The organism is Arthrobacter sp. 2YAF22_2 (assembly GCF_052114645.1).
In the GTDB taxonomy this organism is placed as follows: domain Bacteria; phylum Actinomycetota; class Actinomycetes; order Actinomycetales; family Micrococcaceae; genus Arthrobacter.
In genome coordinates, this window is record NZ_JBFRFD010000031.1 from 1 (window position 1) to 13120 (window position 13120).

The window sequence follows — 13120 nt, forward strand, 5'->3', positions numbered from 1 at the left end:
GCATGTTGGCGCCGCACATCCGCGCTGCCGACTCGATCGACGGGTTGATCTGTTCGATGAAGGGCGTCATGGTCAGGATGACGAACGGGATGGAGGGGACCAGGTTGGCGAGGATCACGCCGGTCAGGCCGGGCGCCAGGTGGTAATACGTCAACAGGGTTGCCAACGGGATGCCGTAGGTGATGGGCGGCATCATGATCGGCAGCAGGAAGACAAGCATCAGGATGTTCTTGCCGGGGAAGCTGCGCCGGGCCAGCACGTAGGAGGCCGGCGCCCCGATCAGGACGGAGATGCCGACGACGGCGACGGCGACTGTCAGCGTGGTGCCGACGACCTGGCCGAGGTCGTACTCCTTCCACGCGTCGGCGTACCAGGCCGGGGTGTAGCCGGAAGGAAGCCAGGTATCGAACCATTCCTTTGCGAAGGAGTTGACCACCACGGAAGAGACGACGCCGAGCAGCAGCAGCAGGAACACGGCCATGCTGCCCCAGATCAGGAAGGTGCCCGGGGTCGCGGCCACGGCCCGTTTGCTGCGCCGCGGTGCGGCATCGGACTTGGGTTTCAACGCCAGACTCATCAGCCCTTACCTCCGGTGGATCCTTTGTACATGCGGGAGCGCCAGATCAGCACCAGGACGATGACGATCAGTTCCACGGCGCCCATCACGATTGCTGCGGCGGACGCGAGCGGGTAATCGAACTGTTGGCCCCAGGCGTTGTAGGCCACGTAGGCGATGACGCGGGTGGACCCGGACGGGTCGCCGACGAGGATGGCCGAGGGGAAGACGCTGAAGGCAAGGACGAAGGTCAGGCAGAAAGTGATGGCCAGCCCTGGTGCCAGCAGCGGGAGGGTGATCCTGCGGAAGCGCTGTTTCCAGTCCGCGCCGAGGGTACGGGCCGCCGCTTCCAGCGAGGGGTCAATGCCGGACAGGTAGGACAGGATCAGCAGGAACGCGAAGGGGAAACCCGAGATGATCAGCGACCAGAGCACACCCCAGTAGTTCTGGACCAGCTGGAGGGGTTCGAAGCCCAGGACCCCGAGAAAGCGGTTCAGCCAGCCGCGCTGACCGAAGAAGTTCAGCAGGCCCTCGGCGGTGAGGACGGTGCCCAGCGTGATCGGGATGACCAGGACGGTGGTCAGGGCGCGTTTTCCGCGGAACTTCCCGCGCATCTTGTACGCGAGCGGAACCGAAACCAGAACGTTCAGCAGGGCCGCCGGCAGTGCCAGCTGCAGTGTCACCCAGATCGAGTCCAGGCCCCGGACGGACGGGTCCGTGAAGAACTTCACGTAGGCCCCGAAGAGTCCGCCCGTCTTCGGCTGGAACGACAGGCCCAGGCCGTAGACGAAGGGATAGACGAACAGCACCAGTGAAAACAGCAGGGCGGGCAGGAGCAGGAGCAGGAGCTTGTCGATCCCGCGCTCGGCCAGCCGGTGGGAGAGGGCCGGCCGGGTGCCCGGCCCTTGCTTCACCCGGCCCGGCCGCTGTCCGGTGATGGTCACAGCGCCGCCCCCTCAAGCTGGGGGGCGGGGTCCGGCGCCGGGGCCAGCTCGGCCGGGAACACCAGGACGCGGTCCTGCGTCGCGGTCAGAGTGACCCGCTGCCCGGGTTCCACGTGGCGCGCCGTGCGCACGTGCAGGGGCCTCCCGGCGTCGGACCTGACCTCAACCGCGAATTCACGGCCCTGGTATTCGACCACCTCGACGGTAGCGTCGATGCTGGCCAGGCCGGCGGGCGCGGTTCCCGCCGGTGCGATGTCGAAGTCCTCCGGGCGCAGCCCGACCTTCACCGCGTCGCCGGCGCGAAGCGGCTCCTGCGCTGAACCGGTCACGCTCGTGCCGAGGACCGAAACCGTGACAGCCTCGCCGTGCACCCGCTCCACGACGCCCTCCAAGAGGTTGCGGTAGCCCATGAAGTCCGCGACGTGCCAGTTGACCGGATGCTCGTGGAGGTCCTGCGGGGTGCCGACCTGCTGCACCTCGCCGAGGCGCAGCACCACGAGCCGGTCGGCCAGCGACAGGGCTTCCTCCTGGTCGTGCGTCACGTAGAGCGTGGTGAGGCCCAGGGACTGGTGTAGGCGCCGGATCTCCGTCCGCATCTCGAGGCGCAGTTTCGCGTCCAGATTGGATAGCGGCTCATCCATCAGCACCAGCGGCGGCCGCAGTACGACGGCGCGGGCGATCGCCACGCGCTGCTGCTGGCCGCCGGACATCTGGCCAGGAAGTTTCGTAGCGTGCGGCCCGAGTTGGACCAGTTCGATTGCCTCGGCCACCCGCTTCTTAATTTCCGCCTTGGGCACCTTGCGCATTTCCAAGCCGAAGGCGATGTTCTTCTCCACGCTGAGATGCGGGAACAGCGCATAGTTCTGGAAGACCATGCCGAAGCCGCGCTTCTCGGGCGGCAGCCGGTCGATCTGCTTGCCGTCCATGAGGATGCGTCCGCCGGTCAGCGGCAGCAGCCCGGCCAGACAGTTCAAGGCCGTTGACTTGCCGCAGCCCGATGGGCCTAGGAGCGCAATGAACTCACCGCTGCGGATCGAGAGGTTGAGGTTCCGGAGCGCATTCTGGCCGCCGAACGACCGGGCCACATTTTCGAGCTCGAGGGTCTCAAAGCTCGTGGCGTGGATGCTCATTTCTTCTGCTCGACCTTCCCGGTTGCCACCTGCGTGTCCCAGGTGTCAAAGGCCTTCACGAGGGCGGCGGCGTCGATCGGCGTGGCCTTGGGGTTGTCCTTGATCAGCGCGTCGTACTCGGGCCGGCCGAACTTCGCGATGATGTCCTTGCTGGCCTGCGGCGCGAGGTCCACGGTGACGTCCTTGATGGCCGGGCCGGGGTAGAAGTAGCCGGAGTCGAACGTCTTGGCCTGCTGTTCCGGGGTCAGCGCGTACTGCAGGACCTGCAGGATCGCCGCCATCTTGTCCGCGGAGACGCCCTTGGGGACCGCGGCGTACTGGGCGTCCGTGACCCAGGTGAAGCCCTTAAGCGCCTTCGTCTTGAAGTTTTCCGGCACCTGGCCCAGAGCGCGGGGGTTGATGTCCCAGCCCGTGGTGGTGATCGCCATGTCCCAGGTGCCGTTCTTCAGGTTGTTCATGGTTACGCCCGTGCCGGTCGGGTAGGAGGTGACGGTTTGGTTGAGCTGCTTGAGGTAGTCCCAGGTTTTGCTCCAGCCGTTCACCGGGTCCTTGGGGTCGGAGTCCCCGAGGATGTAGGGCAGGCCCATGAGGAAGGTGCGGCCGGGGCCGGAGTTGGCCGGACGGGCGTAGCCGAAGCGGCCGGGGTGGTCCTTGGCCCAGCTCAGGAGCTCCTCGGCGGTGCTGGGCGGGTTGGGGACTTTGTCCGGGTTGTATTCCAGCAGTGGGCCGGAGGGGTAGTAGGTCAAGGCGACGGCCTGGTCCTGGGCGAGCTTCTGCATCGCCGCCGCGGGCTCCTGGTAGTTGGCCATGTTGCTCAGCCGGTCCTTGTAGTCCTTGGCCAGCGGGGCAAACAGGCTCTCGCTGATGCCCGCCGCGAGGCCGTCGGTGCCGGTCAGGACCAGGTCGATCTTCAGGTTGCCGGCCTGCTGCTGGGCCTTCACCTTGCCGGCCATGTCCGGGGCGCCGGCGGTTTCCCAGGTGACCGCCGAGATAATGTCCGGGTGGTCCTTGGCGAACTGGTCGAAGATGGCGCCGGTCAGCTGCTTGTTGCCGGCGACGTCGAGGATGTTTAGGGTGACCGCCTTGGAGGGCTTCTCCGGGACACTGCCGGCGGACAGAGTTGAGGCCGCTGCGTTGTCGCTCCCCGGGGCGCCGCAACCGGTGGCCAGCAACCCGGCCACGCCGAGGGTTGCCGCCCACTGGACTCTTCTAGATGCTCGCATGGGATTTCCTTTCATTGCGTCCGGCAACGTTGCCGGACGGACGCTCGCGGATGACGGAGGGCACTACGGCTGTGGACTGCCGGACGACGATCTCGATCGGAAGATTTTCGGCGGCGCGGGGAACCGAACGGGGGTCAAGGCTTTCGACCAACCGGTCGACGGCGGCGCTGCCCAGCTTGCGAAGGGGTGCCCGGACGGTGGTCAGCGCAGGCGAGATGAGCGTTGCGGCGTTGATATCGTCAATGCCCACCACGCTCAGCTCGTCCGGAACGTTGATGCCGCGGGCGTGCAGGCGGGCAATAATGCCGAGCGCCATCAGGTCGTTGTACGCCAGGACGGCGGTGAGCCCGGCGGCGACGGCGAGGTCGGCCACGGACTGTCCGCCGCCGAAGACAGGAGCGAAAGACCCGAGGGAGGTGACCTCCAGGCCGGCCAGTCCCGGAACCGCCTGTTCGATCCCGAGGCGGCGCTGCTTGTCTGACCAGGAACCGGTGGGGCCGCCGGCGTAGCCGACCTTACGGTGGCCCAGGGCGTGAAGGTGTTCCAGCGCCTGGCGGACAATTTCCTGGTCGTTCACGGTGATGTCTGGTAAGCCCTCCAGCCGCCGGTTGATCAGCAGGGCGGGGATACCTCCCAGCAGGGCTGCCAGATCGGTGTCGGACATCCGGGGGGAGCACAGAATGAGCCCGTCGACTTGTGGCTTGAGCTTGCCCACCAGTTCCCGCTCGACGTGGCTGTCCTCATCGGAATCGGCGACAAAGACCGAGTAGCCGGCAGCCAGGGCCCGGGCCTGGACCCCCTTGGTGACGGAGGCGAAGTACGGGTTCTCAAGGTCCGGCACCACCAGCCCCAGGGTTCCCTTCCGGCCGGTTGCCAGCCCGCGGGCGGCGCTGTTGGGGATGTAACCCAACTCGCGCGCCTTGTCCACGATCTGCTGCCGGGTGCGGGGTGCGACGAGGTCCGAGGAGGACAGTGCCCGTGACACCGTCGATGCCGAGACGCCGAGCGCCTTCGCCACATCCCGGACCGTAATGGACCCCTTCATGCGCACTTCACCTAACACTCGTCGATTGGCCGTACTGTGCGGTTCGTCACATCCTGCAATCGTTTTCATAGATATGTCAACAGGCAAGTGGAAGAAACTTTGGATTTCATCCTTCGTCGCAAGAAAATCCCGCTGAATATGCGGGATTCGTTGCTTTATGAACGGCCCGAGTGCATATTGGTAGCTAATTCATCGGTTGAATTTTGTTGCATTTTGTTTCAAAGGAGAGGCAAATTTATGAGTGACTCCACCGCTTGGGCCATCGACCCGGACCGGGCCCTCCCTGCCGACCCCGCAACGCGGAGCATTGCCCGGGAGCTCTACGCCGCCGTCGAAGCCCTGCCCATCGTGTCCATGCACGGGCACGTGGAGGCCGAAGTGTTCGTGGACAACGAGTACTTCGGGAATCCGGCGGAGCTGCTGGTGGTCCCTGACCATTACCTCGTCCGGATGCTGGTGTCGCAGGGCTACACACCGGCCGAGCTGGGCGTGACGGACCGCCAGGGAGCGGTCATGGCGGAGCAGGACGCCCGCCTGATCTGGCGCCGCTTTTGTGAGAATTGGAAACTCTTCCGCGGGACCCCGACGCGGTATTGGCTCGAACACGAGCTCGCCGTTGTCTTTGAGACACCGCTGCAGCCTTCGGCGGAGAATGCCGATGCCCTATTCGACCGTCTCGCGGCGTTGCTGCAGACCGAGGCATTCCGACCCCGTTCCATTCTGGACCGCTTCAATGTCGAGATTCTTGCCACCACGGATTCGGCGTTGTCCGACCTGTCCGCCCACCGGAAACTCCGCGACACGCTGGGCCCCGGCCGGATCGTCCCGACCTTCCGTCCGGATTCGCTGCTGCATGTGGATCACGCCGGGTGGCAGGACGAAATACGGACGCTCTCCGATATTTCCGGGGTGGAGGTGGCGGACTACGGCAGCTTCCTGGCGGCGCTCCGGCAGCGTCGGCGCGCGTTCATCGACGCCGGCGCCCGTGCCACCGACCACGGGCACCTGCTGGCGGATACGACGCCATTGCCGGCGGCGGAGGCGCAGCGCATTTTCGCCGCAGCCGCCCGCGGGGGGGCGACGGCGCAGGAGACCCAGGCGTTCGCCGGGAACATGCTCTACGAGATGGCCCGGATGTCCGTCGAAGACGGTCTGGTAATGCAACTCCACCCCGGAGTGCTGCGCAATCACTGCCACGGTGTCTACGACTCCTATGGTCCCGACAAGGGCTTCGACATCCCGGTCAGCGTTGAGTTCACCCGTTCGCTGCGGCCGCTGCTGGACAGCTTCGGCATGAACAAGGACTTCCGCTTCATCGCCTTTACGACCGACGAAACGGTCTATTCCCGCGAACTCGCGCCCCTCGCCGGTTGCTACCCGGCAATGAAACTCGGAGCTCCCTGGTGGTTCCTGGACAGCCCGGAGCAGATGCGCCGGTTCCGTGAGTCCGCCGTCGAAACGGCCGGGTTCTACAACACGACCGGGTTCGTCGACGACACCCGGGCCTTGGCCTCCATCCCCGCCCGTCACGACCTGTCCCGGCGGATCGACGCCGGCTACCTTGCCCGACTCGTGGCCGAGGGCCGGCTGTCCCTGGCGGAGGCCGCGGAAACCGCCGTCGACCTCGCCTACAACTTGCCGCTGCAGTCCTATGCTGCCCGGAGCTGAGACCGGAAGGACAGATCGATGACCATACACTCAGCCCGGGTCCGGCTTGAGGACTGCATCCTCCGCCTGGCCGAGGGGGATGAAGTGGGCGTCGCCACCCGCGACCTCGCCGCAGGCACGACCCTCCAGGACGGCGCCTCACCGGACGACGCTGCGGTCGGGGCTGAGCGGGTGCTGACTGTCAGCGCCAACGTCCCGCGCGGACACAAGATTGCGCTCAGGCCCGTTGCCGCCGGTTCCCCGGTGCACAAGTATGGACAGTCGATCGGCCGGGCCCTGACTGACATCCGGCCCGGGGACCACGTCCACACCCACAACCTGGGGATGGACGAGGTAAAACAGGACTACGAATTCGGCACCGCCCGGATCACCCCGCCGGTGCCGCCCGGTCCGCGCCCCACCTTCCAGGGCTACCGCCGAGCCACCGGCAAGGTCGGCACGCGCAACTACGTCGGCATCCTGACCTCCGTCAATTGCTCGGCCAGCACGGCCCGGATGATCGCCGACCAGTTCCGCGGGAGTGCGCTGGACGCCTATCCCAACGTCGACGGGGTTTTCGCCCTGACCCACGGCAGCGGCTGCGGGATAGTGCTGGGAAGCGCAGGCGCGGAAGTTTTGGTGCGCACCCTCCGCGGCTATGCCGCGCACCCCAACTTCGCCGGGCTGCTGGTCCTCGGCCTGGGCTGCGAGATGTTGCAGACCGATCGTTTCCTCGATCCCGCCACCGCACCCGCACTGATCGAGCGGCTCACCATCCAGGACTCCGGCGGCATCCGGTCCACGGTCAAAGCGGGGGTTGCCCTGATCGAAAAGATGCTGCCCTCCATCAACGAACTCCAGCGGGAGCCGGCGGAAGTTTCCGAGCTGGTGCTTGGCCTCAACTGCGGCGGCTCGGACGGGTACTCCGGCATCACCGCGAATCCCGCGCTGGGGGTTGCCTCAGACCTGCTGGTCGGCTACGGGGGAACTTCCGCGCTCGCCGAAACCCCGGAAGTCTTCGGCGCCGAGCATCTCCTGACCCGCCGGGCTGTCACCCCCGAAGTCGGACAACGGCTGCTGGGACAACTCGACTGGTGGCAGGACTATGCGAGCTCCGGCGGCGGAAGCCTGGACAACAACCCGTCGCCCGGCAACAAAGCCGGCGGCCTCACGACGATCCTGGAGAAGTCCCTCGGCGCTGTGGCCAAGGCCGGGCAGGCGGAGCTGTCCGCCGTCTACGCCTACGCCGAACCCATGACCAGCCCCGGCCTTGTGTTCATGGACACGCCCGGCTACGACCCGGTGTCCGTCACCGGGCTGGTGGCCGGCGGCGCCACCGTGGTGTGCTTCACGACCGGCCGCGGCTCGGTGTTCGGCTGCAAGCCGGTGCCCAGCATCAAACTGGGCACCAACACCGAGCTCTACAAGAGAATGCCCGAGGATCTTGACCTCAACTGCGGCGTCATCGTCGACGGCGAGTCGACCGTCCAGGAAGTGGGGGAGTTGATCTTCGCCCGCATCCTCGAAGTGGCATCCGGGGCACAGACCGTCAGCGAAGAACTCGATCTGGGACAGGAAGAATTTGTGCCTTGGCAACTAGGGGCCGTGACGTGAGCAGCGGGACGAAGACGCTCCAGCGCCCCGCCCCGAGCGACATCCTGCTCGCCAACCCGGTGGTGGCGGTACTCCGCGCCGGTCATGCCCGGGATTACGCCCCGGTCATCGCCGCACTGTCGGATGGCGGGGTCCGGTCGATCGAACTGACGCTGAGCACGGCCGGGGTCTTTGAGCTCCTGCCCGGGCTGATCCGGGACTTCGGGGAGCAGGTCGAAATCGGCGTCGGCACCGTCACGACAGAAGGGGAGGCCCGGCATGCGATCGACGCCGGGGCGCGCTTCCTCGTCACGCCGGTGACGGACGGCAGCATTGTGTCCGCCGCCGTCGAGCGCGGCATCCCCGTCTACCCGGGAGGCCTGACGCCCACGGAACTGCTGGCCGGATGGCGGGCGGGGGCCACCGCCGTCAAGATTTTCCCCGCCTCGACGGTCGGTCCCGGCTATATCGCCCAGTTGCGGGGGCCATTCCCGGATCTTCAGGTCATCCCTTCCGGTGGCGTCGCCATCGAGGACGCGCCGGGCTGGATCGAGGCCGGGGCGCTGGCGGTCAGTCTGGGCGGACCACTCGTCGGCGACGCCTTCAAGGGTGGCGACCTGGGGGAGCTGACCCGGCGGGCGAAGAAGGTCAGCCGCCTGGTCGCCGAAGCTCTCGGCGCCCGGGGACCGCGGTGAACGCCGGCGCGGGCCCGGCAGAGCCGGCGTCGGCCCCCAGCGAAGTCGTCACCCTCGGCGAAACGATGGCCCTCATAAAGGCCTCCACCCCGGGCCCGCTGGCATTTACCGAGTCGCTCCGGTTGGGCGTCGGGGGAGCGGAAAGCAACGTGGCGATCGCCCTGCGCCGGCTGGGTACTTCGGTGACGTGGGTGGGGCGGGTTGGCGCCGACAGCTTGGGGGATCTGGTCCTGCGGGAGCTGCTCGCCGAGGGGCTGGACGTCGAATGCAGCCGGGACCCCCATGCCCCCACCGGGCTCATGATCAAGGAACGACGCACCAACGAGACGGCCCGGGTCTGGTACTACCGCTCCGGGAGCGCCGGAGCGGCCCTCTCCCCGGAGCACGTCCCGGCCCGAAAGATTGCCGCCGCGCGCCTGCTCCACGTCACMGGCATCACCCCGGCGCTGTCCGCGTCCGCCGCGGCCGCGGTCCAATACGCTATCGACTGCGCCAGGCAGGCCGGCACCCTGGTGTCCCTCGACCTCAACTACCGCGCCGCCCTGTGGCAGAAACCGGCCGCCGGCGACGCCTTCCGGACGCTGGTCCGGCAGGCGGACGTGGTCTTCGCCGGAGACGACGAGGCGGCCATCGCGGTCGGCGAAGCGGCCGAGCCGATCGAACTGGCCCACCGGCTCGCTGCCCTGGGTCCGGCGCAGGTGGTGATCAAGCTCGGCGCGCAGGGCTGCRTGGCGCTTGTGGACGGCGAGGAGTACCGGCAGGACGCAGTGCCGGTCCGGGCCGTGGACACTGTAGGTGCGGGGGACGCGTTCGTCGGCGGTTACCTTGCCGAGCTGCTCGACGGGCGGCCGGTGCGGCAGCGGTTGCTGACGGCCGTGCGCACCGGAGCGTACGCATGCCTGGTTTCCGGCGACTGGGAAGGGATGCCGCGGCGTTCCGAGCTTGGGCTTCTGGGCGCCGCGGAACCCGTGAGCCGCTGAGGGCTGGTCCGGCCGGCCCTAGCCGGTCAGCGCGTCCGTCAGCCGCGCGGCGTTGGCCTCGAGCCAACCGCGGCGCCGCAGGATGAGCCCGCCCGCGCCCTCGGCCCACATCCGCGCCCAACCGCCGCCCAGCGCTTCCGCGTTGTGGCGCATCCGCTCGTAGCTCAGCTCCGCGGCGTCGACCGCAAGGCCGCTCAGCCGGCGTCGTTCCTCCCGGTCCCAGCCGTAGGCGTCGGCGAAAATGCGGAGCCGCCGGAACGGATCCAGGTCCTCCCAGCCGGGCCACGCGTCCGCCGGGTCGCGCAGCGGGACCCAGTGCATGGCGGCGTTATACGAGTCCTTGAGGGCGGTGCTGGGACCGGCAAGGTCGAAGTCCACCAGCCCGGCGGCGATCCCGTCGCGGACCACCACGTTCTGGGGCGTGACGTCCAGGTGGCAAACCAGTTCTGCCGGGTCCTGCCGGACGGGGCGCGGCGGGAACGGGTGCGACTGCGGAACGTAGCCCACGGACGCGTCATGCAGGCGGCGGACCAGCCGGGCCACCGAGGCCAGCAGCTCCTCGGACTGTACCCAGGTCTCGGGCAGCGCACCGGCGCACCGGCCGGGAACGAAGCTCAGCACGTCCCTGCCGCCGGCGTCGCGGCCCAGGAACCGCGGCGCGCCGTCAAAGCCGGCATCCTCGAGCCAGTCGAGGTAGCCGGCCACGGCGAGGCTTTGCGGCTGGTGCGGGCGGCGGATGGTGTCCCCGACCCGCACCACGCCTTCAGTGACATCCCCGGCGGGCATAAGTTCGACGTCGGACGCCTCGCCGGCGGCGCGGCGGTAGACACGCACCTCAACCGGCGGCCGGACTCGGGTGCTCACAGCTCAGCTTTGTCCACGGAAGACCAGCACCGGGCAATGGGCATGGTGGACCGTCTGGGTCGAGGTGGAACCGAGGACCAAACCGGTGAATCCACCGAGGCCGCGTGAGCCGATGGCGACGACGTCGGCGTCCCGCGAGGCGTCGATCAGCACCGAAGCGGGACTGCCCTGCACCACGCGTGGGGTGATCCCCACCCCCTGGTCAAGGACGCGGGCGCACTCCTCGTCGAGGATGGCCCGGGCGTCGGTTTCGAAGCCTTGGTAGTTCCATGCCTGGCCGAACCCGTTGCTGACGTAGGGGAAGTTCCATGCCGTAACGGCCAGGACCTGGCCATTACGGAGCTTGGCCTCCGCCACGGCCCAATCCATGGCCGCACGGGACTCCGCGGAGCCGTCCACCCCCACCACGATCCTGTAGTTTCCGTCGCCGGTCATGACTCCTCCTCGCAATTACGGGCCCCGGTTCCGGGCGCAGCCGTGATTGCCCCATCGTGCCACTCCCGAGGCCAGCCGGGGAGTGCCGTTCGGCACGAGGATCCCGGAGATTCACGGTGCCAGATGAACCAAGCTAGCTCAGCGGACGCCGCCCATAAGCTTCTTGATCGCAGGGGAGGCGGCGGCCAGGCCGACGGCCAGCAGCATTGCGGTGCCGCCGACGCCGATGAAGTACGGCAGCTCGTCGTGCGGGTTGTAGAGCCCCGCGAGGACGCCGGCCAGCGTCGTGCCCAGCGAGACCGAGAGGAAGAACAGGGCCACCATCTGCGTGTGGAAGGCCTTGGGGGCCAGCTTGGTGGTCACCGACAAGCCGATGGGCGAAAGGAACAGTTCCGCCATGGTGAACAGGAACAGGATCCCTACCAGTGCCAGCAGCGGCGTCTTGCCCCCGCCGGCCAGCGGGATGAACGCCAGGAAGGCGAGGCCCATCACGAAGAGGCCGATTGAGAACTTCAGCGCCGAGCCGGGCTGCTTGTGGCCCAGCCGGGTCCACAGGGCGGCCATGACACCGGCGAAGATGATGATGAACACGGGGTTGATCGACTGGACCCACGCGGCCGGCATTTCCCAGCCGAACAGGTTCCGGTCCAGTTTCTCCTCCGAGTACACCGCGATGAAGGTGAACTGCTGCTGGAAGAGTGCCCAGAACGCGGCCGAGGCGATGTACAGCGGGATGAAAGCCGTCACCCGGCCACGCTCGGTGGCGTTGACCTTTTTGCTGCTGAAGATCAGCGCGAAGTACAGCACGGACGCCCCGATGGCTGCGTACGCCATCGTCATGGCCAGGTTGTCCGCGTTCACGGCGCCGGTCGCGAGCAGCACGGCGATGACCAGGGCGATGCCTAAGAAGATCAGTCCGTACTTGGTGCGCTGCGCGGCGGGCAGCGGGTTGGGCACCCGGTGGGCCTCCTCGGGCAGCTTGTTGCGGCCCAGGGCGTAGATGCCCAGGCCCACGGCCATGCCGATGGCAGCGGCGGCGAAGCCCCAGTGGAAGCCCTGGCTTTCCTGCAGCCAGCCGGTCACCAGCGGGCCGATCAGGGCGCCGGCGTTGATGCCCATGTAGAAGATGGAGAAACCGGCGTCGCGGCGCTCGTCCTTCTCGCGGTACAGGCTTCCGACCAGGGCGGTGGCGTTGGCCTTGAGGCCGCCGGACCCGACGCCGACCAGCACGAGGCCGGCGATCAGACCCGGAATGCCCGGGATCAGGGCCAGGGCGACGTGGCCGGCCATGATCATGATGGCCGAGCCGAAGAGCACACGCTCGGACCCGAAGATCCGGTCCGCGAGCCAAGCACCCAGGATGGTCGAGAGGTAGACACCGCCGCCGTAGGCGCCGACCAGGCTGGCAGCCAGTGCCTTGTTGATTTCGAGGCCACCCTCGGCGGCCGTGAAGTACATGTAGTAGAGGAGGATCCCCTGCATTCCGTAGAAGGAGAAGCGCTCCCACATTTCCACGGAGAAGAGGCTGGCCAGCATCTTTGGGTGGCCAAAGAACGAGGTATCGCCCGAAGTAGTGACGGGGGATTTAGGGATTTGGGTGGTGGTCACTTGCTTAATGCTGACACCGCAGCGGGAGATTGTCACATCAGCGGCGGCCGTGAGCAAGTCAATTACAGGGTGTTTCGCCTTCTTTGATCCGCTTCAGTTGCCTTATCGGTTGATGTCCTTCCGGACCGAATTTAGCAGCCATAAGGGATAGGGCAACGCGGGGTGGCGGGATTAGTCGGCGTCGAACATGATGACCTGGCGGACGGCCTTTCCGTCGGCGAGTTGGTCCATGGCCTCGTTGATGTCCGCCAGGGCGATCCGGGACGAAATGAGCTCCTCGACCGGGAGTTTTCCGTCCCGCCAGAGCTGGGCGTACTTGGGGATGTCCCGTGCGGGCACCGCCGAGCCCAGGTAGCTGCCGACGATTGTCCGCGCCTCCGCCGTGATGGTCAGCGGGGAG

12 protein-coding genes and 1 pseudogene are annotated in these 13120 nt (G+C 67.3%); 4 read left to right on the forward strand and 9 right to left on the reverse strand.

Annotated elements, in window-relative coordinates; all coding sequences use genetic code 11:
• From AB4Y86_RS02680 to AB4Y86_RS02700, 5 genes are all read right to left on the reverse strand, one after another.
• Positions 1-577: ABC transporter permease (locus tag AB4Y86_RS02680; protein ID WP_441399889.1), on the reverse strand; the 577-nt coding region annotated here is incomplete at its 3' end.
• The gene (locus AB4Y86_RS02685; RefSeq protein WP_441399890.1) at positions 577-1500 is read right to left on the reverse strand and encodes an ABC transporter permease; all 924 of its coding nucleotides are present in this window, start codon (positions 1498-1500) and stop codon (positions 577-579) included. The genes AB4Y86_RS02680 and AB4Y86_RS02685, both read right to left, overlap by 1 nt.
• A complete protein-coding gene (locus tag AB4Y86_RS02690; RefSeq protein WP_441399891.1) occupies positions 1497-2630 on the reverse strand; it encodes an ABC transporter ATP-binding protein in 1134 nt (377 codons plus the stop codon). Before AB4Y86_RS02690 ends, AB4Y86_RS02685 begins: the two co-directional genes overlap by 4 nt.
• Positions 2627-3853, reverse strand: a complete 1227-nt coding sequence (locus AB4Y86_RS02695) for an extracellular solute-binding protein (RefSeq protein ID WP_441399892.1) — start codon at positions 3851-3853, stop codon at positions 2627-2629. Before AB4Y86_RS02695 ends, AB4Y86_RS02690 begins: the two co-directional genes overlap by 4 nt.
• Positions 3840-4898, reverse strand: a complete 1059-nt coding sequence (locus AB4Y86_RS02700; protein WP_441399893.1) for a LacI family DNA-binding transcriptional regulator — start codon at positions 4896-4898, stop codon at positions 3840-3842. Before AB4Y86_RS02700 ends, AB4Y86_RS02695 begins: the two co-directional genes overlap by 14 nt.
• A 237-nt stretch (positions 4899-5135) precedes the next feature.
• Between AB4Y86_RS02700 and uxaC the strand changes: the two genes are divergently transcribed.
• The 4 genes from uxaC to AB4Y86_RS02720 are packed head-to-tail and all read left to right on the forward strand — an operon-like array spanning position 5136 to position 9813.
• Positions 5136-6566 (forward strand): glucuronate isomerase, encoded by a 1431-nt coding sequence (gene uxaC / locus AB4Y86_RS02705; protein ID WP_441399894.1) that lies wholly within the window; start codon positions 5136-5138, stop codon positions 6564-6566.
• 18 nt (positions 6567-6584) lie between these two features.
• Positions 6585-8159, forward strand: coding sequence for a UxaA family hydrolase (locus AB4Y86_RS02710; RefSeq protein ID WP_441399895.1), 1575 nt, complete (start codon positions 6585-6587; stop codon positions 8157-8159).
• Positions 8156-8833 carry a bifunctional 4-hydroxy-2-oxoglutarate aldolase/2-dehydro-3-deoxy-phosphogluconate aldolase gene (locus AB4Y86_RS02715; RefSeq protein ID WP_441399896.1) on the forward strand — a complete coding sequence of 226 codons (678 nt, stop codon included), beginning with the start codon at positions 8156-8158 and terminating at the stop codon, positions 8831-8833. Before AB4Y86_RS02710 ends, AB4Y86_RS02715 begins: the two co-directional genes overlap by 4 nt.
• The gene (locus AB4Y86_RS02720; protein WP_441399897.1) at positions 8830-9813 is read left to right on the forward strand and encodes a sugar kinase; all 984 of its coding nucleotides are present in this window, start codon (positions 8830-8832) and stop codon (positions 9811-9813) included. The genes AB4Y86_RS02715 and AB4Y86_RS02720 overlap by 4 nt, the downstream gene beginning before the upstream one ends.
• Before the next feature lie 18 nt (positions 9814-9831).
• Here AB4Y86_RS02720 and AB4Y86_RS02725 read toward each other — a convergent pair whose 3' ends face one another.
• From AB4Y86_RS02725 to AB4Y86_RS02740, 4 genes and pseudogenes are all read right to left on the reverse strand, one after another.
• On the reverse strand, positions 9832-10677 hold the full coding sequence (locus tag AB4Y86_RS02725; protein ID WP_441399898.1) for a phosphotransferase: 846 nt from the start codon (positions 10675-10677) through the stop codon (positions 9832-9834).
• 3 nt (positions 10678-10680) lie between these two features.
• The gene (locus AB4Y86_RS02730) at positions 10681-11112 is read right to left on the reverse strand and encodes a universal stress protein (RefSeq protein ID WP_441399899.1); all 432 of its coding nucleotides are present in this window, start codon (positions 11110-11112) and stop codon (positions 10681-10683) included.
• Between the two features lie 138 nt (positions 11113-11250).
• Positions 11251-12729, reverse strand: a complete 1479-nt coding sequence (locus AB4Y86_RS02735) for a peptide MFS transporter (protein ID WP_441399900.1) — start codon at positions 12727-12729, stop codon at positions 11251-11253.
• Positions 12730-12891: 162 nt separating this feature from the next.
• Positions 12892-13120 (reverse strand): annotated as a pseudogene (locus AB4Y86_RS02740) (alcohol dehydrogenase); the annotation flags it as partial.

Coding starts and splice junctions, on each gene's coding strand:
- AB4Y86_RS02710 (WP_441399895.1), top strand. CDS start 6,585: ATGACCATACACTCAGCCCGGGTCCGGCTTGAGGACTGCATCCTCCGC.
- AB4Y86_RS02695 (WP_441399892.1), bottom strand. CDS start 3,853: ATGCGAGCATCTAGAAGAGTCCAGTGGGCGGCAACCCTCGGCGTGGCC.
- uxaC (WP_441399894.1), top strand. CDS start 5,136: ATGAGTGACTCCACCGCTTGGGCCATCGACCCGGACCGGGCCCTCCCT.
- AB4Y86_RS02690 (WP_441399891.1), bottom strand. CDS start 2,630: ATGAGCATCCACGCCACGAGCTTTGAGACCCTCGAGCTCGAAAATGTG.
- AB4Y86_RS02730 (WP_441399899.1), bottom strand. CDS start 11,112: ATGACCGGCGACGGAAACTACAGGATCGTGGTGGGGGTGGACGGCTCC.
- AB4Y86_RS02700 (WP_441399893.1), bottom strand. CDS start 4,898: ATGAAGGGGTCCATTACGGTCCGGGATGTGGCGAAGGCGCTCGGCGTC.